Genomic DNA, 23,078 nt, shown 5'->3' with positions numbered 1-23,078 from the left:
TCAGTGCCCTCCGCACCCGCAGCCGCCGGAACCGTTGCCGCAGCCACCGCCGCAGCCACCGCCGCCGCACCCGCCGCGGCTGCTCCCGCGCTCCCGCCGGGCCCGGCCGGGGACGCCGGTGCGCTCCTGGGCCAGCCGGCGGTCGCCGACGTCGCCGCGCGACCCGCCCACGGTGATGCCGAGGGACTGCGCGAACAGCTCGTGGAGGTCGACGACGTCGATGTCCTCGGCGTCGCCGGCCTCCGACAGCGGGCGCTCCGACCAGGGGCAGGCGCTCACGAGCGTGTCGACGTCGAGCTCGGCGGCCCGCTCCAGGCGGGCGGCGCTGATCTTCGCGGTCAGCTCGGGCTTCTCGATCGGCAGGCCGCCCCCGCCGCCCGAGCAGTACGACCACTGCGTCACCCGGTCGACGTCCTCGAACCGGAGCCCGGGGATCGCCCGCAGCAGCTCGCGGGGCTCCTTCCAGATGCCCTTGCGCTTGTTGAGCCGGCACGGGTCGTGGTACGTGATCGCGCGGTCGACCGGCACGGTGGGCGTCAGCCGGCCCTCGCGCAGGAGCTCGGCCAGGACGTCGAGCACGAGGACGACCTCGATGTCGAACTCCTCGCCGAAGTACTTGGGGTAGTCCTCGGTGAAGCTGATGTAGTCGTGCGGGTCGAGCACGAGCACCCGCTTGGTGCCGGTGGCCCGCCAGTTGTCCAGGTTGTGCCGGGCGAAGCGCTGCGCCTGCTCGGCGTAGCCCATCTCCGCGGCCGGGCCGCCGCAGCACCACTGCTCGCCCATCAGGCCGAACTCGTAGCCGGCCAGCTGCAGCATCTGGGCGACCGCTCGGGGCACCGACGTCCGGTAGAAGGCGGCCTCGCAGTCGACGAACAGGACCGTCTCGCCGCCGATCGGGATGTCGAGCCCCTCGGCCCAGTCGCGGACCCGCTCCTGGCTCACCGGGGTCTCGCCGAGCACCGGCTCGTGGGTGCGCAGGTCGGTGCGCTCGTTCCAGATCTTCCAGTTCGGCTGGTGCACGCCCTTCTCGACCGCGAGCGAGCGCACCGCCTTGACGACGTCGACCGTCCGGGTGCGGAAGCGGTAGAAGTCGCCGGTGAACAGCGTGTTCGGGCACCGCAGCTCGCAGGCGCCGCACTGGGTGCAGTTCACGTAGTCGGCGGCGATGTCCTCGACGTCGAGCTCGCCGCGCTCCATCGCCACCACGTTCGCGTGGAAGGCGGTGGGCGTCCACGACTCGTTGCGCTCGACCTGGGTGACCGGGCAGACCTCGCGGCAGAACTTGTGACCGGAGGAGAAGCAGTTGTACGACGTGTTGCGCCACTGCTCGACGAAGGCCGCGGTCTGCGGGTCCTGCCGCGGCGCGGGCACCGGGCCGGCCAGGGTCTCGGGGTAGTCCGCCAGCTCCGGCGGGTTGGACGGGGCGCCCGGGGTGAACGGCTCGGACAGGGCGTCCGGGGTCCGCTCGGGCTGGACCTGTGTCACGGCGTGCTCCTCGTCACAGGATCGGGTGTGGCGGGGGCCACGCTAACGAGGAAAACCTATGGAATCAACGCTTATGGCGTCTTGCCCGGGGTGCGAGACTCTGGGGATCCGGAGGGGGAGGTGAGCGTGCAGCTGCTCAGCGGTGACGCCCGCCGCGCCGTCTTCGCGCCCCTCGACGACCGCGCCCTGCGCAGCGAGACGGTGGTGCGCCGCGTGGGCAGCGCGATCGCGCTCGGGCTCCTCGGCGACGGGGAGCAGCTCCCGGCCGAGACCGACCTCGCGACGATGCTCAACGTCTCCACGATGACCCTGCGCGAGGCGCTCGCCGAGCTGCGCGGGCTGGGCCTGGTGGAGACCCGCCGCGGCCGCGGCGGCGGCAGCTTCGTGCGGGCCCGCGACGACGTGCTCGGCGCCCTCGCCGACACCCGGCTGGCGGAGCTGGGGACCACCGACCTGCGGGAGCTCGGCGACGTCCACGGGGCGGTCGCGGCCGCCGCGGCGCGGCTGGCCGCGACGCGCGCCTCCCGCACCGAGGTGGCGCGGCTGCGCGACATCGTCGACCGCCTGGCGCGGGCCGACTCGGTGACCGACCAGCGCCGGGCCGAGGGGCGCTACTACATCGAGCTGGCCGCCTGCGCCCAGTCGGTGCGCCTCACCATGCAGCTGATGGACCTGCACCTCGAGCTCGGGCAGCTGCCCTGGCCGCCCGCGCACGCACCCGAGCTGCTCGGGGTCATCGTGGCCAGCCACCGGGCGGTCGTCGACGCGATCGCCGCCCGCGACGCAGTCACCGCCCGGGCCCTGACCGAGGGGCACATCGAGACGCGCACGCTGTGGTCCACCGAGCTGCGCCTGCGCGCCGGCTCCGACGAGGGCGCCGCGGTGCGCCGCGAGGTCTCGTGAGCGCGACCCGGGTGCTCCCGCAGGTGCTCGCCGCGGTCTCCGACGTGGTCGAGCGCGTCTTCACCACGGTCGGCGAGGTGCACGCCGCGACCCTCCGGCCGGGGGCCCGGGCCGACCTGCGGGCCGGGCGCCCGGTGCTGGGGGAGGACGTGCCCGGGCTGCTGCTGCGGCCCGGCCAGCTCGCGGTCGGCTGCGGGCTGGTCGTGGCGCCGCGACCGGAGCGCGGGCTGCCGCTGCGGCTCGAGTGGTGGCAGGTCGACCCGGACGGCGGCAAGCTCCGCACCCTCGAGCCCGACCTCCGCCCCACCAGCCTGGGCTACTACGACTACACGGCCGCCGAGTGGTTCGCCGTCCCGCGGCGGACCGGACGGCGGCACGTCGTCGGGCCGTACGTCGACGTGCACGGCACCGGCCGCTACGTGCTGACGTTCACCGAGCCGGTCGTGGTCGAGGGCGAGTTCGCCGGCGTGGTCGGCGCCGACGTGCCGGTCCGCCGGTTCGAGACCCACCTGCTGGCCGAGCTGGGCTCGCTGCCGGGCCGGTTCCTGCTCGTCAACGACGAGGACCGGGTGGTCCTCTCCACGTCGCCGCGCCGCCTGGTGGGGGACCTGCTGGCGGCCGTGCCGGGTGGTGCCGGTCCCGCGACGGAGGTGCCGGGGGTGCCGTGGCGGGTGGTGCCGGTCGACGAGCCGGGTGTGCTGAGCGCCTGACGCCGCCGTCGGCGGCGAGGAGATCGCGCCGGGCTCTTGTCCTCAGAACTTCGCCTCTATAGGTTTTCGCGCGAACCTGTGGCCCACGGCACACCCGGGCCATCGACCTCTCGGCAGACGAGGAGGCCCGGTGCACCCCTCTGGACCGCACGCCGCACCGCCCGCCGCTCCGCTCGACGACGACGCGCAGCTCGCCGCGCTGGGCTACTCCGGCCAGTTCGAGCGCAGCATGGGCCTCTGGGCCAACATGGCGCTCGGCTTCACGTACCTGTCCCCGCTGGTGGGCGTGTACTCGCTGTTCGCCTACAGCCTGTCGATCGGCGGGCCGCCGGCGATCTGGTGGATCGTCATCGTCGGCGCCGGCCAGCTGCTCGTCTCGCTGGTCTTCGGCGAGGTGGTCTCGCAGTACCCGCTGGCCGGCGGCATCTACCCGTGGACGCGGCGGCTGTGGAACCGCCGGTACGCGTGGATCGTCTCGTGGGTCTACATCTGGGCGATCATCGTCACCATCACCTCGGTGGCCGAGTTCGGCGGCGGCTTCGTCGCCGCCCTGTTCGGCATCGAGGCCACCCCGGGCGTCGCGCTCGCGACCGCCGTCGGGCTGCTGCTGATCGCCTTCGTCGTCAACTACAGCGGCACCCGCAACCTGGCCCGCATCGCCAAGATCGGCCTCGCCGCCGAGCTCATCGGCGTCATCGTGCTGGGGCTCTACCTGCTGCTGTTCCAGCGCGAGCAGCCGTTCTCGATCTTCTTCGACACCCTGGGCACGGGTGAGGGGGGCTACCTCGGCCCGTTCCTGGCCGCGTCGCTGTCCGGCCTGTTCCTCTTCTACGGCTTCGAGGCGTGCGGCGACGTCGCCGAGGAGGTCTCCGACCCGACCCGCCGCATCCCGCGGGCGATGATCCTGACCATCCTCGTGGGCGGCGTCTCCGGGCTGCTCTCCTACGCCGGCTACGTGCTGGCCGCGCCGGACCTGCCGGCCATCGTGGCCGGGGAGGACGCCGACCCCATCCCGTCGATCCTCGAGAGCACGCTCGGCACCGCCGGGTCGAAGGTCTTCCTCGTCGTCACCGTGACGGCCTTCATCTCCTGCGTGCTCTCGCTGCAGGCGGCCGGCAGCCGGCTGCTCTACGCGTTCGCCCGCGACCGCATGCTGCCGGCCAGCGGCTGGCTCGCGCACGTCTCGAGCCGGCACGCCGTCCCCACGAACGCGCTGCTCGTCGTGTGCGTGGTCCCGATGCTCATCTGCCTGTTCGTCTTCTTCCAGCCCGACGCGCTGCCGCGCGTCACCGCCTTCGCGGTGCTCGGCATCTACATCGCCTTCCAGGCCGTCGTCCTGGCGGCGCTGCGGCAGCGGCTGAAGGGCTGGCGGCCGGCCGGGCTGTGGAACCTCGGCGGCGCCGGGATGGTCGTCAACGTGCTGGCGCTGGCCTACGGGATCTTCGCGATCATCCTGCTGATCAAGCCCGCGCCGGGGACCGAGACGTTCCTCGACCGCTGGATCGTGGCGATCGGCCTGGCCATCGTGGCCGTCAGCGGCCTGCTCTACCTGTTCCTGGCCCGGCCCGACCGGCACTCCGCAGACATCCCCGAGGGCGACGCCCGCGAGGTGGCAGCACAGCTCCGACAGATCCGGCGCGACGCCTCGCCCGAGGCCGCGCGTGCCCAGGCGAGTGAGGAGATCCGATGAAGTTCAGCTACGCCATGCTCCCCGACTACCCGCTCGAGGAGTCCATGCGGGCGATCAAGCTCGCCGACGAGCTCGGCTTCCACGCCTGCTACGCGGCGGACGAGACCTGGCACAAGGACCTCTGGCTGCTCTTCGCGGCCGCGTCCCAGCAGACCTCGCGGGTGCGGTTCGGGCCCAGCCTCTCCGGCGTCGTCCTGCGCGAGCCGACGCTGATCGCCCAGGCGGCCGCGACGCTGGACGAGCTCACCGGTGGCCGCGCCGAGGTCGTCCTCGGCAGCGGCAACTTCGGCCTGCTCGCCAACTACAAGATCGACTGGAAGAAGACCAAGCCGCTGTCCCGGGTGGTCGAGGGCGTGAAGGTGGTGCGCACCCTGCTCGACGAGGGGGCGATCAACTTCGACGGCGAGTTCTTCAAGTACGAGGGCCTGTTCACCTTCGCGCGCCCCGTGCAGGAGCGGCTGCCGGTCATGATCGGCTCCATGCGCGGCCCGCGCTCGTTCGAGGCCGCGGCCGAGTTCTCCGACGGCTGCCACCACGCCCTGAGCTACACCCGGGAGGCCTACGAGTACGCCGCCGAGCACCTGCGGATCGGGGCCGAGCGGGCCGGCAAGGACTGGACGACGCTGGACTTCGGCGCCTGGGTCGTCGTCTCGGTCGGCCGGGACTCCGCCGCCGCCAAGGACGCCGCCCGCAGCATGGTCGGCATCTACGCCTCCTCGATGCCGGCCGAGCAGCTCGAGCGCAACGGGGTCGACCCGGAGAGCCTCAAGCCGATCATCGACGCCATCGGCGCCGGTGACCTGGCGCGGGGTGTGGAGCTGACGACGCCCGAGATCGCCGAGAAGCTCTCCTTCGCCGGCACGCCGGACGAGGTGGTGGCCAAGATCCGGGAGATCGAGCCCGCCGGGGTCAACCACGTGATCGCGGCGATCACCGACGCCTCGCTGGTCAAGGCGTTCACCGGGCGGGAGGTGCCGGGCGTGGCGACGGTCGAGGAGCAGCTGCAGCTGATCCACGACGAGGTCATGCCGGCCTTCGAGCGGACGCCCGCGGGGGCCTCCGCGGGCTGACACGGGGGCGACCGGCTCGCCTCGCCGGGCGGGCCGGTCGACGCATACAGTCGCCGGGAACCCCAGATCGCGCGGAAAGCGTCGCGACGAGTACCAGGAGGCCGCGATGACCGGCGTGCTCACCCCGACCGGGTCCCTGCCGCAGGAGCGGCGGCTGGTCACCGAGGTGCCCGGCCCCCGCTCGCGGGAGCTGATGGCCCGGCGCACGGCGGCGGTGTCCTCCGCCGTCGGCGGCACGCTGCCGGTGTTCGTGGAGCGTGCCGGCGGCGGCGTCCTGGTCGACGTCGACGGCAACTCGCTGATCGACCTGGGCGCCGGCATCGCGGTGGTGAACGTGGGCCACGCCGCGCCGGCCGTGGTCGAGGCGGTGCAGCAGCAGGTGGCCGCCTTCACCCACACCTGCTTCATGGTCACGCCGTACGAGGGCTACGTCGCCGTCAGCGAGGAGCTCAACCGCCTGACCCCCGGCGACCACGAGAAGCGCTCGGCGCTGTTCAACTCGGGCGCGGAGGCCGTGGAGAACGCGGTCAAGGTGGCCCGGGTGGCCACGGGGCGCTCGGCCGTCGTCGTCTTCGACCACGCCTACCACGGCCGCACCAACCTCACGATGGCGCTGACGGCCAAGTCGATGCCCTACAAGTTCGGCTTCGGGCCGTTCGCGCCCGAGGTCTACCGGGTGCCGATGAGCTACCCGTTCCGCGACCCCGAGGGCATGACCGGCGCCGAGGCGGCCGCGCGGGCGCTCGCGCTCGTGGAGAGCCAGGTCGGGGCGGCGAACGTCGCGGCGGTGCTGATCGAGCCGGTCCAGGGCGAGGGCGGGTTCGTCGTCCCGGCGCCCGGGTTCATGCCGGCCCTGGCCGAGTGGTGCCGGCAGGCCGGGGCGGTGTTCATCGCCGACGAGGTGCAGACCGGCTTCTGCCGCACCGGCGACTGGTTCGCCAGCGAGCACGAGGGTGTCGTGCCCGACCTGGTGACGACGGCGAAGGGGATCGCCGGGGGCCTGCCCCTGGCCGGGGTCACCGGCCGGGCCGAGCTCATGGACGCCGTGCACACCGGCGGGCTGGGCGGCACGTACGGCGGCAACCCGGTGGCCTGCGCGGCGGCGCTCGCGTCGATCCGCACGATGCGCGAGCAGGACCTCTGCGGGGCCGCCCGGGGCATCGAGGCGACCATGCTGCCCCGCCTGCGGGCGCTGCAGGAGCGGTTCCCGGCCGTCGGCGACGTCCGCGGCCGCGGCGGGATGCTGGCCGTCGAGCTGGTGCGGCCGGGCACCCTCGAGCCGGACGCCGCGCTCACCGGCCGGGTGGCCAAGGCCTGCCACGCCCGCGGCGTCGTCGTCCTGACCGCCGGCACGTTCGGCAACGTGCTGCGCTTCCTGCCGCCGCTGGTGATCGGCCAGGAGCTGCTCACCGAGGCGCTCGACGTGCTCGAGGAGGCCTTCGCCACCGAGGCCGGCTGACGCGTCCGGCGAGATCCGGGTCGTGGGGGTCCGGCGCGAGGAGGCGGTCACCACGGAGGCCGGCTGACCGGCTCCTCCCCGCGACGATCACGGCGGCTCAGACCGCTTCGGCGGTCTTCACCGGCTCGTCGAGGGCGGCCAGGCGCTCCAGCGGGATGTCCAGGGCGCGGGCCAGGGCGGCCACGGTGAAGAACGCCGGCGTGGGCACGCGGCCGGTCTCGATCTTGCGCAGCGCCTCGAGGCTCACGCCCGACGCCGCGGAGACCTCCGCCGGGCTGCGCCCGCCCCGGGCCGCGCGCAGCAGCGCGCCCAACCGGCGTCCGCGTTCCCGTTCGGCGGCCGTGAGCGGCGGTCGGACCATGGCGTGATAGTAATACCGGGATAGGAATACCGACTCCCGGAGGGACGGTCATGGTCGAGCTGCGGACACCCGGCGAGATCGACGCGATGCGCGCGGCGGGCGAGGTGGTCGCCCGGGTGCTCGCGGCCGCGCGCGCCGCCGCCGCCCCCGGCGTGCGCCTGCGCGACCTCGACGAGGTGGCCCGCGCCGTGCTGGCCGACGCCGGCGCGACCTCGCCGTTCCTCGGCTACCGGCCGCACCGGTCGATGCCGCCGTACCCCGGCGTCATCTGCACCTCGGTGAACGACGTCGCGCTGCACGGCATCCCGAACGGCCGGCGGCTGGCCGAGGGCGACCTGCTCAGCATCGACGCCGGCGCCACCCTCGACGGCTGGGTCGGGGACTCCGCGATCTCGCTGACCGTCGGCGCGGGCGCCCCGGCCGACCTCGCCCTTATCGACACCGCGGAGCGGGCGCTGGCCGCGGGCATCGCCGCGGCGGTGCCGGGTGGCCGCCTCGGCGACATCTCGGCCGCCATCGCCGCCGTCGGCCGCGCCGCCGGCGTCGGCATCGACACCGCCCACGGCGGGCACGGCGTCGGCCGCCGCATGCACGAGGAGCCGCACGTGCCCAACGAGGGCCGTGCCGGCCGCGGCCTGCGCCTGCGGCCCGGCCTGGTGATCGCCGTCGAGCCGTGGTTCATGGCCGGCGGCGACGACACCTCGTGGACCGACACCGTAGAGACGGGCGGGGACGGCTGGAGCGTGCGCACCTCCGACGGCAGCCGCGCCGCGCACGTCGAGCACACCGTCGCCGTCACCGACGACGGCCCGCGCGTGCTCACCGGCGGGGCGAGCTCACCCGCCCTCGCGCATCCCCCACGGTGACCCGTACGCGGTCAGCAGGTCGAGGAAGGGCACCGCGTCGAAGGCCTCGGGGCCGAGCACGCCGCTGCCCCGCCACGCCCCGCCGGCCAGCAGCTCCAGCGCGACGACGGGGTTGATCGCGGTCTGCCAGACCACCGCCTGGGAGCCGTACTCGCTCATCGACCACGCGTTGTCGACGACGTGGTAGAGGTACACCTCCCGCGGCTGCCCGTCGGGGCCGGTGCCGCGCACCCACAGCCCCGCGCAGGTCTTGCCCTCCATCAGCTCGCCCAGCCCGGCGGGGTCGGGCAGGCAGGCGGCGACGACGTCGCGCGGTGAGACCTCCACGCCCCCGACCCGCACCGGCGTCGTCGAGTCCAGCCCGAGCTTGTGCAGGGTCTTCAGGACGTCGATGAACTCCTCGCCGAGCCCGTACTTGAAGGTGACCCGCTTCGCGTCCACCCAGCGCGGCATGAGGAGGACCTCCTCGTGCTCCACGTTGACGCACTCGACCGGCCCGATGCCCTCGGGGAAGTCGAAGACCTCCGGCTCGCTGAACGGCGAGGTGGTGAACCAGCCCTTGTCCTGCTCCCACACCACCGGCGGGTTCAGGCACTCCTCGATCGTCGTCCAGATGCTGAACGACGGCGCGAAGTCGTAGCCGCGGACGGACAGGTTCGCCCCGTCCCGCACGCCCAGCTCGTCGATGGAGGAGAACAGGTGGTCGGCGGCGTACCGGGCGAAGACGTCGGACAGGCCCGGCTCCACGCCGATGCCCACCAGCGCCAGCTGCCCGCGCGCCTCCCACTCGCCGGCCAGCGCGAACTGCTCGTCGCCGAGCTTGACGCCGGTGAGCTCGTACGGCCGCTCGGGGTGCGGCCGGGACAGCGACATCGCCATGTCGAGGTACGTCGCGCCGGCCTCCAGCGCGGCGCGGAACAGCGGCATCACGAAGCGGGGGTCGGTGGCGTTGAGCAGGACGTCGCAGCGGTGCTCGGCCAGCAGTGCGCGGACGGCGGCCTCGTCGGAGGCGTCCACCCGGGCCGCGGTGAACCGCGGGTCGGCCACCGCGGCGACCGCCTTCTCGGCCCGCGCGGGGTCGTAGTCGGCCACCACCACCGCCTCGAAGAAGTCGCGGCGGGCCGCGATCGCGGTCACGGCGCCCCCGACTCCGCCGGCGCCGACCAGCAGGATGCGCATTACCTCTCCTTCACTGCTTTTCGTGGTGTTGCACAGTCGTAGCACGCGGAACGCTTGCTTATGGAGCGTTGGGCTGCGATAACCGTCGAATGAGCCAGCAGCAGACCCAGGCGGAGGCGCCCGCCGAGCTCCGGCACAACGCGATCGGCTTCGTCGACGCCCTCGTGATCGGCCTGGCCTCGACCTCGCCGGCCTACTCGCTCGCCGCGGTGATCGGCGCCGTGGTGGCGCTGGTCGGGGTCAACGCGCCCGGCGTCTTCCTGGCGTCGTTCGTGCCGATGCTGCTCATCGCCTCGGCCTTCTACTACCTCAACCGGGTCGACCAGGACTGCGGGACGACGTTCTCCTGGGTCACCCGGGCCATGGGGCCCTGGGTCGGCTGGCTCGGCGGCTGGGCGATCGCCCTGACCGGTGTGCTGGTCATCGGCTCGCTGGCCGAGGTCGGCGTCCGCTACGGGCTGCTCGCCCTGCAGCTGGACGGTCTGGCGGAGAACACGTTCGTGCTGCGCACGCTCTCCGTGCTGCTGATCCTCGTGATGACGGCGGTCTGCGTGCTCGGCACCGAGATCAGCGCCCGGCTGCAGAACGTGCTGATCATCCTGCAGATCGTCAGCCTGCTGGTGTTCGCCGTGGTGGCCATCGTGAAGGGCCTGTCCGGCGACGCCGTGGACGGCGGCGGCCTGTCGCCGGAGTGGAGCTGGCTCAACCCGTTCGGCGCCGGCGGCGGCGCCCTGACCGGCGGCCTGCTGCTCGGCGTGTTCATCTACTGGGGCTGGGAGTCGGCGGTCAACCTCACCGAGGAGACCAAGGACTCGTCGTCCACGCCCGGGCGCGCGGCGATGGTCTCGACCGTCGTCCTGCTGGTCACCTACCTGGGGGTCGCCTACGCCGTCCTGGTCTTCGCGGGACCGGGCTTCCTCGAGGCCAACGCCGCCGAGGAGGACTTCATCTTCGCGCTGCTGGCCGGTGACGTGCTCGGCGGCTGGGACTGGGTGCTGCTGCTCGCGGTCGCGACGTCGGCGGTCGCCTCGACCCAGACGACGATCCTGCCCGCGTCGCGCACCGGCCTGTCGATGGCCCGCCGGCACGCCCTGCCCAACGGCCTGGCCCGCATCCACCCGCGTTTCCGCACCCCCGACGTCTCCACCTGGTGGGTCGCCGGCATCGCGATCGGCTGGTACCTGCTGGTGAGCTGGATCAGCGAGAACGCGCTGTTCGACTCGCTCACGGCGCTGTCGCTGCTGATCGCCTTCTACTACTCGCTCACCGGCATCGCGTGCGCCGTGTTCTACCGCCGCGAGCTCACCCGCAGCGTGAAGAACTTCCTGCTCATCGGCGTCGGCCCGGTGATCGGCTCGGCGCTGCTGATCTGGCTGCTGATCGAGTCGGTGGGCGACCTGGCCGACCCGGCGAACTCCTACACCGGTGCCGCGTGGCTGGGCGTCGGCCCGCCGCTGGTCATCGGTGTCGCGATCTTCGTGGTCGGCGTGGCGTTCATGCTGTTCTGGCGGGTGCGCGACGGCCGGTTCTGGCGGGAGCGGCCGACGACGTCGGACCGCATGCAGGCCGACATCGCCGCCGGCCGCTCGGGCGCGGCCGTCGAGGACCCCGCCCCGTGACCCGCCCATCCCCGCGAGGAGAAACCCGATGAGCATCGTCCTGGGCTACGACGAGTCCCCCGGGGCGCGGCGGGCGCTCGGCCTGTCGATCGACCTGGCCGCCCGCCTGGGCGAGCCGCTGGTGCTGGTGTTCGGCGCCGCCCCGCCCGGCATGGTCGGCGAGGAGGCGGGGGAGCACTACAAGGCGCTGGCCGAGATCGGGCAGGCGGCCGCGGCCCAGGCCGTCCGGGAGGCGGAGGCGGCCGGGGTGGCCACGGTGGTCGAGGTGCTGCCCGAGAAGCCGGTGGAGGCGCTGATCGACGCCGCGGACCGGCACGACGCCCGGGTCATCGTCGTCGGCACCCACGGCGAGACCCCGCTGCGCGGCGCGTTCCTCGGCTCGGTGTCGCACAAGCTGCTGCACCTGTCCGACCGCCCCGTGCTCGCCGTCCCGCCCGAGCGCGACTAGGCGGGATCGGCGCTCTCGCACGGTCCGCCGGGCGAAGGCGTGCGAGAGCGCCGTTCTCGCCGGCTACAGGCGGGTCCAGGCCTCCGTCAGCACGGACCGCAGGATCTGCTCCATCTCGTCGAACTCGGCCTGGCCGCAGATCAGCGGCGGGGAGAGCTGGACGACGGGGTCGCCGCGGTCGTCGGCGCGGCAGTAGAGGCCGGCGTCGAACAGCGCCGTCGAGAGGAACCCGCGCAGCAGCCGCTCCGACTCGGCGTCGTCGAAGGTCTCCTTGGTCGCCTTGTCCTTGACCAGCTCGATCCCGTAGAAGAAGCCGTCACCGCGGACGTCGCCGACGATCGGCAGGTCGAGCAGCTTCTCCAGCGTGGTGCGGAACGCGCCCTCGGTCTCGAGCACGTGCTGGTTCAGCTGCTCGTCGTCGAAGATGTCGAGGTTGGCCAGCGCGACCGCCGCGCTCACCGGGTGGCCGCCGAAGGTGTAGCCGTGCGGGAAGCTGGCGCTGCCCTGCAGGAACGGCTCCATCACCCGGTCGGAGGCGATCATCGCGCCGATCGGCGAGTAGCCGGACGTCATCCCCTTGGCGCAGGTGATCATGTCGGGCACGTAGCCGAACTTGTCGCAGGCGAAGGTCGTCCCGAGCCGGCCGAAGGCGCAGATGACCTCGTCGCTGACCAGCAGGACGTCGTGCCGGTCGCAGATCTCGCGGACCCGCTCGAAGTACCCGGGCGGGGGAGGGAAGCAGCCGCCGGCGTTCTGCACCGGCTCGAGGAAGACGGCGGCGACGGTCTCCGGGCCCTCGAACATGATGGCCTGCTCGATCTGGTCGGCGGCCCAGCGGCCGAAGGCCTTGGGGTCGTCGCCGAACACCGGCGCCCGGTAGATGTTCGTGTTCGGCACCCGGAACGTGCCCGGCACCAGCGGCTCGAAGTCGGCCTTGAGCGCGGGCAGGCCGGTGATCGACAGCGCCCCCTGGGTGGTGCCGTGGTAGGCCACCGCCCGGCTGATCACCTTGGTCTTGAGCGGCTTGCCGATGAGCTTGAAGTACTGCTTGGCGGCCTTCCACGCGGTCTCGACCGCCTCGCCGCCGCCGGTGGTGAAGAAGACCCGGTTGAGGTCGCCCGGCGCCGCGGCCGCGAGCCGCTGGGACAGCTCGATCGCCGCCGGGTGGGCGTAGGACCAGATCGGGAAGTACGCCAGCTGCTCGGCCTGCTTCGCGGCGGCCTCGGCCAGCACCTTGCGGCCGTGGCCGGCCTGGACGACGAACAGCCCGGCCAGCCCGTCGAGGTAGCTGCGGCCGCGGTCGTCGAAGATCCGCGCGCCCTCGCCGCGGACGATCACCGGCGGCGGGGCGTCGCGGTAGGCCCCCATCCGCGAGAAGTGCAGCCACAGGTTGTCGGCGGCGTCCGGGCCGAAGGGCGAGCCCCCGGTGGTCACGTCCTGCTCGGTGGTGGTCATCTGCGGATCCCGTCGTCCGGAGTGCTTGGGAGTGCCCGGATCGTAGCGGGACAACGGTTGCGGAGTGGATCCGTGCGCGTTGCGCGCACGGATCCACCCGCGCGGTCAGCGGCGGGCGCGGGCGACGGTCCGGAGACCGGCCACCGCCAGCGGCAGCTGGATCAGCAGGAACGCCGCGGCCGGCACCAAGTTGCCCTGGGCGGGGGAGAGGGGCAGCAGCACGGTCCCGGCGACGACGGCGCCGAGCGTCCACCAGCCGAGGACGCCGGCCCGGCACAGGCCGAACACCAGGAGCGGCAGGCACAGCACGAGCAGCGGGTCGAGGCCGAAGCTGAGCTGCTGCAGCGGCGCGCCCAGCACCGCCTCGGAGATCGAGACCGCGGTGTCGATCGCCACCGCCCGCGTGATCTCCATGTGGAACCAGTCGGTCATCAGCGCGCCCGACGTGCTCAGCAGGCCGAGCGCGCTGAACAGGGCGCCGAGCAGCGACGGCAGCCAGCCCCTTCGGCCCCGGACGAGCAGCGGCAGGGCGAGCGCGCCGACGCCGAGCAGCAGGTTGCCGTAGTGCAGCAGGACGGCGGAGAGCTCGGTGAGCCACGGGGTGCGGGCCAGCGACCCGAGGTAGGCGGCGCGGTCGTCGCCGTCGGGGATCGGGCTGGTCAGGATGCCCGCCACGAAGGCGGGGACGCCCAGGACCAGGGCGCCCCCGGCCAGACGGGCGAGGACCCGGGGGGCGGGGTCGGTCCGCTCGGCGGCGGGCGGGGCGGGGACGGCGGTGACGGTGCTCATCGGTTCCTCTTCGGCAGAGATCGTTCTCGGACGGCGAGAAGGGTCGCCGTCGCGGGGGCTCCGCCGCTGCCGCCTGCGGGCTCGACATCGGTCCGCCGACCGGCGGACGGCGACGCGGCCGCGCTGTCCTCCGTCCGGAGGACCCCCGGCGTCGCGCGCCGCTCCTACGCTGTGCGGGCCCCCTGGTCCGACCGCCGAGAGGTCCGCCCGTGCCCGCCTTCCTGCGCACCGTCGCCGTCCCGTGGGGCGGCGCCGTGGTCGTGCTGGTCGTCGGCGTGGTCGAGTTCCTGCTCGACGCCGCGCTGCCGTCGCCGGCGGCGAGCGCGGCGGTGCTCGGGTCGGTGGCCGTGGCCGGGGCGCTGGCGCCGTGGTCGCCGGTCGGCGCCGCGCTCGTCGTGGGGCTGACCTTCCCGGCGGGCTCGGCCCTCGGCCTGGACGGGCCCAACGGCGCGCAGCTCTTCGCGCTGCTGCTCTCCGCCGGCTGGGCGGGCTCGCAGGAGGGCCCGCGCCGCTCGTGGGTGGCCCCGGCCGCCGACCAGGTGCTGGCCACCGCGGGCATCCTGCTGTGGGCGCCGGCGTCGCAGGCCTGGGAGAACCTCTTCTTCTCGCTGCTGCTGTGGGGCGCGTGGGCGGTCGGCCTGCTCACCCGGCGCTCGCGGGAGCGCGCCGAGCGGCTCGGCCGGCTGGCCGCCCGCCTCGACGCCGAGCGGGAGCTCGCCGAGGCCACCGCGGTCGCCGCCGAGCGGGCCCGGATCGCCCGGGACGTGCACGACTCCGTGGCCCACTCGGTGAGCGTCATGGTGCTGCAGGTCGGGGCGCTGCGGACGACGGTCGAGCCGGGCGGCCGGGTGGCCGAGGTGCTGCAGGGGGTGGAGCGCATCGGGCGGGAGGCGGTCGACGAGCTGCGCGGGCTGGTCGGGCTGCTGCGGGAGGCACCGGGCACCGGCGCGCCGCCGTCCCTGGCCCGGGTGCCCGAGCTGCTGGAGGAGGTGCGCGCCGCCGGGCTGCCGGTGTCGCTCGACGTCACCGGCGAGCCGCGGGAGCTGCCCCAGGCCGTCGACGTCTCCGCCTACCGCGTCCTCCAGGAGGCGCTGTCCAACGTGCTCCGGCACGCCGGTCAGGTGCCGACCGCGGTGTCGCTGCGGCACGAGCCCGCCGCGCTCGTCGTCCAGGTCGACGACGCCGGGCCGGCCGCTCCCGTGCCGGCGAGCGCGCCGGGCGGGCACGGGCTGCTCGGCATCCGGGAGCGGGTGGCCGTCTTCGGCGGCGCGGTGGAGGCCGGCCCGCGACCCGAGGGCGGCTACCGGCTGCGCGCCCGCTTCCCGCTGGAGGTCGTGCGGTGACGGTCCGGGTGGTGCTGGCCGACGACCAGGAGATGGTCCGCGCCGGCCTGCGCATGCTCATCGACTTCCAGCCCGACCTGGAGGTGGTCGGCGAGGCCGCCGACGGGCTCGAGGCGGTGGACGTCGTCGCCCGCACGCGGCCGGACGTCGTCCTCATGGACGTGCGCATGCCGCGCTGCGACGGGCTCGAGGCGGCGCGCCGCGTGCTCGCGCAGAGCCCCGACGTCGCCGTCGTCGTCCTGACGACGTTCGACGAGGACGCCTCGCTGGCCGAGGCGCTGCGGGCCGGGGTGAGCGGCTTCCTGCTCAAGACCGCCCCGCCCGAGCAGCTGCTGCAGGCGGTGCGCACGGTGGCCGCGGGCAACGGGCTGCTGGACCCGGCGGTCACGCTGCGGGTCATCGCGGCCGGTGCCCGCTCGCCCGCGCCCGATCCGTCCGCCGTCGCCAAGCTGGCGTCGCTGACCGCCCGCGAGACCGAGGTGCTGCGCCTGGTCGCCGAGGGGCTCACCAACGCCGAGATCGCGGCGCGGCTTTACCTCGGCGAGGCGACGGTGAAGACCTACCTGTCCCGGATGCTCACCAAGCTCGACCTGCGCGACCGGGTGCAGGCGGTGGCCTTCGCCTTCCGCAGCGGCCTCGTCCCGCTCGGCTAGCGCTTCCGGCGGCGGCTGCCGCCGTGCCAGTCCTCCTCGCGCCCGACCTCGCCGGGGCGGACGCCGAACGCCGGCAGCTGCGGTCGCTCCCGCAGGCTCCGCTTGAGCTCCGCGAACCCGGGGAAGCCGGCGAGCGCGACCACGTGGTCCCACAGCTCGACGGCGTCGTCCCCGTCCGGCAGCCGGCTGATGACCGGGCCGAAGAACGCCACGCCGTCCGGTGGGCGGAAGTGCAGGATCGGTGTCCCGACGTCCTTGCCGGTGAGGCGCAGCGCCTCGTCGGTCTCGGCGCGGATCTCCGCGTCCCACGTCTCGTCGAGCAGCGCGCCGGCCAGATCCCCCGGCAGGCCGGCCTCGGCGAGCGCCGGCGCGACGAACCCGGGGGTGTCCCGCTGCTCCCCCGCCCGCCACCCGCCGCGGTCCACCTCGAAGACGTGCCGGCCCAGGACCTCGTACAGGCGGCCCACGGCGTCCCGCCCGTGCTCGGCCCGCGTGCGGGCCGCGACCCGCAGCAGCCGCAGGCCGGCGGTGTGGCCGGCCTCGTACTCGGGCGGGAAGTGCGCGTCGTAGTCGACGTGGGCGTTGAGCAGCCGCAACGAGACGAACCGCCAGTCCACCGCGTAGTCGCGGCGCGCCGCCACCAGGCGGACCCACTTCGACGTCATCCAGGCGAACGGGCAGACCGGGTCGAAGTAGAAGTGCAGGTCGGCGTCGGTCACGCGGGAGACCTGCCCACGGCCGTCCTCGGCGAACCGCGGGCGGCGGCCTCAGGCGAGCAGCGACTCGATCGCGGTGCGCACCTCGGGGGCGTCGGGCTGGGTCCGCGGCCGGAACCGGGCCACGACGTCGCCGGTGCCCGAGACCAGGAACTTCTCGAAGTTCCACTGCACGTCGCCGGCCTCGCCGCCGGCGTCGGCCGTGGCGGTCAGCCGCTGGTACACGGGGTGCGCACCCTCGCCGTTGACCTCGACCTTCTCGCTCAGCGGGAAGGTGACGCCGTAGGTGGCCGAGCAGAAGGCGGCGATCTCCTCGGCGGTGCCCGGCTCCTGGCCCATGAACTGGTTGCACGGGAATCCGACGACGGTGAACCCGCGCGGCCCGTACTCCTCGTGCAGCGCCTCCAGCTGCGTGTACTGCGGCGTCAGCCCGCACCTGCTGGCCACGTTGACGACCAGCGCGGGGCGGCCACCGGTGAGCTCGCCGAACGTCGTCTGCTCGCCCTGCAGCGTGGTCACGGGCACGTCGAGGAGGTCGCTCATGCCCGGCGCAGCACCCCGGTCCGCGCGGCTATTCCAGGCTGCTGACGTCGTCGGGCACGTCCACGGCGTGCTGGCGCAGCGCCTCGAGCGGCACGACCTCCAGCGCGCGCTTGTTGGTGGCGGCCAGGACGACGCCGGTGGCGACCCCCGCCTGGTAGGCCTGCAGCCACCGCGCGGCCACCACGCACCACCGGTCACCCGGCCGCAGCCCCGGGAAGGCGAACTCGGGCCGCGGCGTCGTGAGGTCGTTGCCCAGTTCGCGCTGCATCGCCAGGAACTCGGCCGAGACGACGGCGCAGACGGTGTGGCTGCCGAGGTCCTCCGGCCCGCTCGAGCACAGGCCGTCGCGGTAGAAGCCGGTGACCGGGTCGGTCCCGCACGGCTCCAGCGACCCGCCGAGGACGTTGCGCTGTTCCGGCTGCTCGGTCACGGGCACTCCTCGCGCGAGGCAGGACCATCGGGATGTCGACGGGCGTCACATGATGGCATCGTGCGGGCGTGAGCGACGCGCCCGAGGTGCTGTGGAGGCCGACCCCGGAGTCGGCCCGCGCCAGCCGCATCGCCGGCTTCGCCGCCCGCGTGGCCCGGCGGCGCGGGCTCGAGCTCGGCGACCCGCCCGACTACGACGCGCTGTGGCGCTGGTCGGTCGAGCACCTCGACGCGTTCTGGGCCGAGGTGGCCGACTGGAGCGGCGTGCTGCCCGGCGTCGCCGACGACGAGGTGCTGACCGACCGCCGGATGCCGGGCGCGGTCTGGTTCCCCGGCCGCACGCTGAACTTCGCCGAGCAGGCGCTGCGGCACGAGGGGACCGCGCTGGTCGTCACGACCGAGGACACCGAGCCCACCGAGGTGACCTGGGCCGAGCTGCGCGGGCAGGTGGGCGCGTTCGCCGCGACGCTGCGCCGCCTCGGCGTGCGCCCCGGCGACCGGGTGGCCGGCTACCTGCCCAACGTGCCGGAGGCCGTGGTCGCCTTCCTCGGCGCGGCGTCGATCGGGGCGGTGTGGTCGTCCTGCGCGCCGGACTTCGGCACCCGCGCCGTCCTCGACCGGTTCGCCCAGATCGGGCCCGTCGTCCTCGTCGCCGTCGACGGCTACCGGTTCAACGGGCGCGAGCACGACCGGCGCGACGTCGTGGCGCAGCTGCGCTCCGGGCTGCCCACCGTGCGGACGACGATCGCCCTGCCCCGGCTGCGTCCGGACGAGGTGCCCGACGGCGCCCTGCCGTGGGCGGAGGCGGTGGCCGAGCCGCAGGAGCCGGCGGTCGAGCAGCTGCCGTTCGACCACCCGCTGTGGATCGTCTACTCCTCCGGCACCACCGGGCTGCCCAAGGGCATCGTCCACGGCCACGGCGGCGTGGTGCTCGAGCAGCTCAAGGCCGCGCAGCTGCACATGGACATCGGCCCGGGCGACCGCTTCTTCTGGTACAGCTCCACCGCCTGGATCATGTGGAACATCTCCACGTCGGCGCTGCTCTCGGGAGCGACGGTGGTCGTCCACGACGGCGCCCCCGCGTACCCCTCCCTCGACGCCCAGTTCGCCCTGGCCGCCCGCACCGGCATGACCTACCTTGGCACCAGCGCCGGCTACCTGACCGCGTGCGAGAAGGCCGGGCTCCGGCCGGGGGAGGTCCACGACCTGTCGGCGCTGCGCAGCATCGGCTCCACCGGCTCGCCGCTGCCGGCCTCGGCGTTCCGCTGGGTCTACGACGCGGTGAAGCCCGACGTCCTGCTCGGCTCGCTGTCGGGCGGCACCGACGTGGCCACCGGGTTCATCGGCAGCTCGCCCCTGCTGCCGGTGGTCGCCGGCGAGCTGCAGCGGCCGAACCTCGGCGTCGCCGTCGCCTCGTGGGACGAGTCCGGCCGGCCGGTGGTCGGCGAGCTGGGCGAGCTGGTGGTCACCGAGCCCATGCCGTCGATGCCGCTGTACTTCTGGAACGACCCCGACGGCGCCCGCTACCGGGAGGCCTACTTCGAGCCGTGGCCCGGCGTGTGGCGGCACGGCGACTGGCTGGAGTTCACCGAGCGCGGCACCTGCGTCATCACCGGCCGGTCGGACTCCACGCTCAACCGCGGCGGCGTGCGCATGGGGACGGCGGACATCTACGCCGCCGTCGAGTCGATCCCGGCCGTCGTCGACTGCGTGGTGCTCGGCGTCGAGCAGCCCGACGGCGGCTACTGGATGCCGCTGTTCGTCCAGCTCGCGCCGGGGGAGGAGCTCACCGACGAGCTGGTCGCCGAGATCAGGACCGCGATCCGGACGGAGGCCAGCCCGCGGCACGTCCCCGACGAGGTCATCGCCGTGCCGGGCGTGCCGCACACCCGCACCGGCAAGCGGCTCGAGGTGCCGCTCAAGCGGCTGTTCCAGGGGATCGACCCGGCGAAGGCGGTCAACCCCGGCGCCGTCGACGACGCCGCCCTGGTCGAGGCGTTCGTGCGGCTGGCCGAGGAGCGCCGCCGCTCGACCCGCGCCGGCGCCTAGGAGCTTTCGGTACCGGAAGCGCGGGGGCCGCCCGGGCTTTCGGTACCGGAAGCGCGGGGGCCGCTGGGGCTTTCGCTACCGGAAGCCCGGGAGAAGGGGCCGCAGAGGGCCGCCCACTGGAGCAGGAGCATGGTCTTGGCGTCGGCGATCTCGCCGGTGCCGACCATGGCCAGCGCCTTCTCGAAGGGCAGCTCGAGCACCTCGATGTCCTCGCCCTCGTCGGCCAGCCCGCCGCCGGCGCCCGTCCGGTCGGCCGGCGTGTACGGCCCGGCGTAGCAGTACAGCCGCTCGGTCACCGACCCCGGGCTGGTCCACGGCGCGAAGACCAGCTCCAGCGGGCCCACCTCCACGCCGAGCTCCTCGGCGGCCTCCCGGCGGATCGCCGTCTCGGGGTCGTCGTCGTCGAGCAGGCCGGCGGCGGTCTCCACGAACATCCCGTCGGGGTGGCCGTTCACGTAGACCGGGAAGCGGAACTGCCGCGTGAGCAGCACGGTCCCCCGCTCGGCGTCGTGCAGCAGCACGGTCGCGCCGTTGCCGCGGTCGTAGGTCTCCCGCCGCTCGGTGGTCCACCGGCCGTCGCGGTGCCGCTGGTCGAACGTCGTCCGGCGCAGCACGTGCCAGCCGCTGGCCAGCAGCTCGACGTCGCGGACGACGACGTCGGGGTTGCCGGTGAGGTCGCGGCCGACCCGGTCCAGCCCGGTGCGGCCGCGGGAGTCGGGGACGTCGATGCCCGGGACGGCGGTCATGCCGCGGCCGGGACGTCGGCGACGTCGGTGTAGACCGGGATGCCGCGGGCGCGGGCGATCTCGACCATCTCGTCGGAGCCGGCCGACGCCCCGGGCAGCCGCAGGACGGCGTCCACCCGCGCGACCAGCCGGCGGCCGACCGGGTGGAAGAGCTCGTCGAACGCCGCGTCGCCGACCCGGGTGGACCCGGCCAGCGACGCGAGCGGCAGCGCGAGGTCCTCGCCGTTGACCGCCAGGTGGCCGGCGCGGAACAGCTCCAGGGTGGCCTGCTGGATGCGGCGGTGGTTGGCCGCGATCTTCTCGGGGTCGTCGCCGGTGCCGCTCCGGTAAGGGCCGGCGACCAGGATCATCAGGCTCATGCGGTGGTGACCTCCACGTCCGCGTCGTCGAGCGCGGCGAGGGTGTCCTGCGCCGCGGGGGTGAGGCGGGGGTCGCGGGCGCTGGCGTCGGTGACCAGGCGCTCCACCGCCCCCAGGTCGGCCACGCGGGCGAAGGCCCGCACGCCGAGCTTGCTGGCGTCGGCGACGACCAGGGAGCGCGCGGCCTGCCGCAGGCCGGCCTGCTTCACCGCGGCGTCCTCGAGCGTGAACTCCGACCAGCCGGCGGCGGTGATGCCGCCGATCGACATCAGGAAGACGTCGAAGCTCAACGTCGCGAGCACGGCCGCGGCCACCGGCCCGGCGATGCTGCGCTCGCCCGGGCGCACCTCCCCGCCGACCACGAGCAGCCGGATCCCGGGCCGGTCGGCCAGCACCTCGGCGACCGGCAGGCTCAGCACCGCGACGGTCAGCGGCGCCCGGTCGGCGAGGTGGCGCGCCACGTGCACCGTCGTCGTCCCGGCGTCGAGCAGGACGGTCGAGCCCGGGGCGACCAGCTCGGCGGCGGCCCGGCCGATCCGGTCCTTGAGGCCGGCCTGCCAGCCGGCGCGGGCGGCGAACCCGTTCTCCGGGGTGTCGACCGCCGTGGCCCCGCCGCGGATCCGCCGCACCAGCCCCCGGCGCTGCAGCTCGTCGAGGTCGCGGCGCACGGTCATCTCGCTCACGCCGAGCCGTCCCGCCAGGTCGGTCAGCGTCGTCGTCCCGGCGTTGCGGACGAGGCGCAGCGTCACGTCCAGACGCTGGGCCACGGCCATGGCGCAATTCTCACAGACTGTTGATAGATCTGTGAAGAACTTGTCATCCGATGGTGTCGATCACGATCGCGGGTGGCCGCGGTCGGCGCGGGGAACGACCGGTCGGCGACGCCGTCTCCAGCGAGGAGGACGAGGCCATGACGTCCGAGGACAGGAGGACCTCGACGGGCCGGACCTGGGAGCCGCGGCCGCCGGTGCTGCTGCCGCCGTGGCACACCCCGGAGCGGGAGGAGCTGCAGGAGCGGGCCCGCCGGTTCGCGATGGACGAGGTGCTGCCGGTCGCGAACGAGCTCGACCCGCGCAAGGGGCAGATCCCGGCGTCTCTCCTCGACCGGCTGGCGGAGCTCGGCTGGTTCGGCATCACCGTGCCGGCCGAGCACGGCGGCATGGGGCTCGGCGTCTTCGAGTACTGCATGGTCAGCGAGGAGCTGGCCCGCGCCTGGATGAGCACCGCCAGCATCCTGGCCCGCGCCCAGGGCCTGGGGACGGCGGTGGCCGACGCCGCCCGACGCGCCGAGCTGCTCGGCCGCAGCGCCCGCGGCGAGTGGATCGGCGCCATCGCGCTGTCCGAGCCCGACGCCGGCTCCGACCTGGCCGGGGTCTCCACCCGCGCCGTCCTCGACGGCGACGAGTGGGTGGTCACCGGGCGCAAGCGCTGGTGCGGCAACGCCGAGGCGGCCGACTTCATCCAGGTGCTCGTCCGCGAGCGCGACCCCGGGCCGGGGGAGTCCCGCTCGGCGGGCCTGGTCAACCTGCTGCTGGAGAAGGAGCGTGGTGAGTTCCCCGAGGGCCTGACCGGCCACCCCATCGACAAGGTCGGCTACCACGGCTTCCTCACCTGGGACCTGACCTTCGACGGCGTCCGCATCCCCAGGGACGACGTCGTCGACGAGGCCGCCGCGAGCGGTGAGGAGGGCGAGGCGGGGAGGCGCGCCGGGTTCGCCGAGGCGCAGAAGTTCCTCAACACCGCCCGCGTGCACACCGCCGCCCGGGCCGTCGGCCTGGCCCGTGCCGCGCTCGAGGACTCGATCGGCTACCTGCAGGAGCGCGAGCAGTTCGGCCACCCGATCGGCGACTTCCAGGCGCTGCGCTTCGCCGTCGCCGAGATGGCTGCGCAGGTGGAGCAGGCGCGGGCCTTCTACCGGCAGGTCGCGCACCTCGTCGACCTCGGGATCCGCTGCGAGAAGGAGGCCTCGATGGTCAAGCTCGAGGCGACCGAGATGGCCGTGAGGGTGACCAACCAGGCCATGCAGCTGCACGGCGGCAACGGCTACACCACCGAGCGGCAGGTCGAGCGGCACTGGCGCGACGCCCGGCTGACCACGATCTTCGAGGGCACCAGCGAGATCCAGAAGCGGATCGTCAGCGACCGCCTGCTGCCCCGCAGCCCCCTGTCCTGACCGCCTGGTGGGGCTTTCGGTGCCGAGAGCCCG

23 protein-coding genes are annotated in these 23,078 nt (G+C 74.1%); 12 read left to right on the top strand and 11 right to left on the bottom strand.

The genetic code is table 11. The features are described from left to right. Positions 1–1,485 carry a (Fe-S)-binding protein gene (locus ACI78S_RS03815; RefSeq protein WP_456970877.1) on the bottom strand — a complete coding sequence of 495 codons (1,485 nt, stop codon included), beginning with the start codon at positions 1,483–1,485 and terminating at the stop codon, positions 1–3. Between the two features lie 120 nt (positions 1,486–1,605). Here ACI78S_RS03815 and ACI78S_RS03810 point away from each other — a divergent pair, with 120 nt between their 5' ends. From ACI78S_RS03810 to gabT, 5 genes are all read left to right on the top strand, one after another. Further along, complete coding sequence (locus ACI78S_RS03810) at positions 1,606–2,388, top strand: FadR/GntR family transcriptional regulator (protein WP_456970876.1); 783 nt, start codon at positions 1,606–1,608, stop codon at positions 2,386–2,388. Next, entirely contained in the window at positions 2,385–3,098 is a 714-nt protein-coding gene (locus ACI78S_RS03805; protein ID WP_456970875.1) for a cache domain-containing protein, read from the top strand. The genes ACI78S_RS03810 and ACI78S_RS03805 overlap by 4 nt, the downstream gene beginning before the upstream one ends. Before the next feature lie 130 nt (positions 3,099–3,228). Next, entirely contained in the window at positions 3,229–4,788 is a 1,560-nt protein-coding gene (locus ACI78S_RS03800) for an APC family permease (protein ID WP_456970874.1), read from the top strand. Further along, complete coding sequence (locus ACI78S_RS03795) at positions 4,785–5,858, top strand: LLM class flavin-dependent oxidoreductase (protein ID WP_456970873.1); 1,074 nt, start codon at positions 4,785–4,787, stop codon at positions 5,856–5,858. The genes ACI78S_RS03800 and ACI78S_RS03795 overlap by 4 nt, the downstream gene beginning before the upstream one ends. A 106-nt stretch (positions 5,859–5,964) precedes the next feature. Next, positions 5,965–7,317 (top strand): 4-aminobutyrate--2-oxoglutarate transaminase, encoded by a 1,353-nt coding sequence (gene gabT / locus ACI78S_RS03790; protein ID WP_456970872.1) that lies wholly within the window; start codon positions 5,965–5,967, stop codon positions 7,315–7,317. A 97-nt stretch (positions 7,318–7,414) separates the two neighbouring features. Here gabT and ACI78S_RS03785 read toward each other — a convergent pair whose 3' ends face one another. Continuing rightward, positions 7,415–7,678, bottom strand: a complete 264-nt coding sequence (locus tag ACI78S_RS03785; protein ID WP_456970871.1) for a helix-turn-helix domain-containing protein — start codon at positions 7,676–7,678, stop codon at positions 7,415–7,417. A 50-nt stretch (positions 7,679–7,728) separates the two neighbouring features. On the opposite strand from ACI78S_RS03785, the gene map reads away from it, so the two are divergent. After that, positions 7,729–8,544 (top strand): type I methionyl aminopeptidase, encoded by an 816-nt coding sequence (map, locus tag ACI78S_RS03780; protein ID WP_456970870.1) that lies wholly within the window; start codon positions 7,729–7,731, stop codon positions 8,542–8,544. Here map and ACI78S_RS03775 read toward each other — a convergent pair. Further along, positions 8,515–9,723 (bottom strand): saccharopine dehydrogenase family protein, encoded by a 1,209-nt coding sequence (locus tag ACI78S_RS03775; RefSeq protein ID WP_456970869.1) that lies wholly within the window; start codon positions 9,721–9,723, stop codon positions 8,515–8,517. The genes map and ACI78S_RS03775 overlap by 30 nt on opposite strands. Positions 9,724–9,812: 89 nt before the next feature. Here ACI78S_RS03775 and ACI78S_RS03770 point away from each other — a divergent pair, with 89 nt between their 5' ends. Next, positions 9,813–11,342, top strand: coding sequence for an APC family permease (locus tag ACI78S_RS03770; protein WP_456970868.1), 1,530 nt, complete (start codon positions 9,813–9,815; stop codon positions 11,340–11,342). A gap of 28 nt (positions 11,343–11,370) precedes the next feature. Next, on the top strand, positions 11,371–11,790 hold the full coding sequence (locus ACI78S_RS03765; protein ID WP_456970867.1) for a universal stress protein: 420 nt from the start codon (positions 11,371–11,373) through the stop codon (positions 11,788–11,790). Positions 11,791–11,853: 63 nt separating this feature from the next. On the opposite strand, the gene ACI78S_RS03760 is transcribed toward ACI78S_RS03765, so the two are convergent. Together ACI78S_RS03760 and ACI78S_RS03755 are read right to left on the bottom strand one after the other, a co-directional pair. Continuing rightward, a complete protein-coding gene (locus ACI78S_RS03760) occupies positions 11,854–13,245 on the bottom strand; it encodes an aspartate aminotransferase family protein (RefSeq protein ID WP_456970866.1) in 1,392 nt (463 codons plus the stop codon). Positions 13,246–13,350: 105 nt separating this feature from the next. Next, a complete protein-coding gene (locus ACI78S_RS03755) occupies positions 13,351–14,034 on the bottom strand; it encodes a hypothetical protein (protein WP_456970865.1) in 684 nt (227 codons plus the stop codon). 209 nt (positions 14,035–14,243) lie between these two features. Here ACI78S_RS03755 and ACI78S_RS03750 point away from each other — a divergent pair, with 209 nt between their 5' ends. Continuing rightward, positions 14,244–15,377, top strand: coding sequence for a sensor histidine kinase (locus ACI78S_RS03750; protein WP_456970864.1), 1,134 nt, complete (start codon positions 14,244–14,246; stop codon positions 15,375–15,377). Continuing rightward, complete coding sequence (locus ACI78S_RS03745; RefSeq protein WP_456970863.1) at positions 15,374–16,030, top strand: response regulator; 657 nt, start codon at positions 15,374–15,376, stop codon at positions 16,028–16,030. Before ACI78S_RS03750 ends, ACI78S_RS03745 begins: the two co-directional genes overlap by 4 nt. Here ACI78S_RS03745 and ACI78S_RS03740 read toward each other — a convergent pair. The 3 genes from ACI78S_RS03740 to ACI78S_RS03730 are packed head-to-tail and all read right to left on the bottom strand — an operon-like array spanning position 16,027 to position 17,719. After that, positions 16,027–16,749, bottom strand: coding sequence for a mycothiol-dependent nitroreductase Rv2466c family protein (locus ACI78S_RS03740; protein ID WP_456970862.1), 723 nt, complete (start codon positions 16,747–16,749; stop codon positions 16,027–16,029). The two genes, ACI78S_RS03745 and ACI78S_RS03740, sit on opposite strands and share 4 nt — an antisense overlap. A gap of 48 nt (positions 16,750–16,797) precedes the next feature. Next, the gene (locus ACI78S_RS03735) at positions 16,798–17,289 is read right to left on the bottom strand and encodes a glutathione peroxidase (RefSeq protein ID WP_456970861.1); all 492 of its coding nucleotides are present in this window, start codon (positions 17,287–17,289) and stop codon (positions 16,798–16,800) included. Between the two features lie 28 nt (positions 17,290–17,317). Then, positions 17,318–17,719, bottom strand: coding sequence for a DUF2237 family protein (locus ACI78S_RS03730; protein WP_456970860.1), 402 nt, complete (start codon positions 17,717–17,719; stop codon positions 17,318–17,320). Positions 17,720–17,787: 68 nt separating this feature from the next. Here ACI78S_RS03730 and ACI78S_RS03725 point away from each other — a divergent pair, with 68 nt between their 5' ends. Next, positions 17,788–19,767, top strand: a complete 1,980-nt coding sequence (locus tag ACI78S_RS03725; RefSeq protein WP_456970859.1) for an acetoacetate--CoA ligase — start codon at positions 17,788–17,790, stop codon at positions 19,765–19,767. On the opposite strand, the gene ACI78S_RS03720 is transcribed toward ACI78S_RS03725, so the two are convergent. From ACI78S_RS03720 to ACI78S_RS03710, 3 genes are read right to left on the bottom strand one after another with little or no spacing between them, the layout of a single operon-like run. Further along, entirely contained in the window at positions 19,764–20,513 is a 750-nt protein-coding gene (locus ACI78S_RS03720; RefSeq protein ID WP_456970858.1) for an NUDIX domain-containing protein, read from the bottom strand. The genes ACI78S_RS03725 and ACI78S_RS03720 overlap by 4 nt on opposite strands. Next, the gene (locus ACI78S_RS03715) at positions 20,510–20,872 is read right to left on the bottom strand and encodes a DUF4406 domain-containing protein (protein ID WP_456970857.1); all 363 of its coding nucleotides are present in this window, start codon (positions 20,870–20,872) and stop codon (positions 20,510–20,512) included. The genes ACI78S_RS03720 and ACI78S_RS03715 overlap by 4 nt, the downstream gene beginning before the upstream one ends. Beyond that, entirely contained in the window at positions 20,869–21,645 is a 777-nt protein-coding gene (locus ACI78S_RS03710; RefSeq protein WP_456970856.1) for a DeoR/GlpR family DNA-binding transcription regulator, read from the bottom strand. Before ACI78S_RS03710 ends, ACI78S_RS03715 begins: the two co-directional genes overlap by 4 nt. A gap of 137 nt (positions 21,646–21,782) precedes the next feature. Here ACI78S_RS03710 and ACI78S_RS03705 point away from each other — a divergent pair, with 137 nt between their 5' ends. After that, complete coding sequence (locus tag ACI78S_RS03705; RefSeq protein WP_456970855.1) at positions 21,783–23,045, top strand: acyl-CoA dehydrogenase family protein; 1,263 nt, start codon at positions 21,783–21,785, stop codon at positions 23,043–23,045. Positions 23,046–23,078 lie beyond the last annotated feature (33 nt).

It is taken from the genome of Geodermatophilus sp. SYSU D00815, assembly GCF_054050035.1.
The sequence above is the reverse complement of the archived record's forward strand: the minus strand, read 5'-3'. Positions and strand labels throughout refer to the sequence as shown.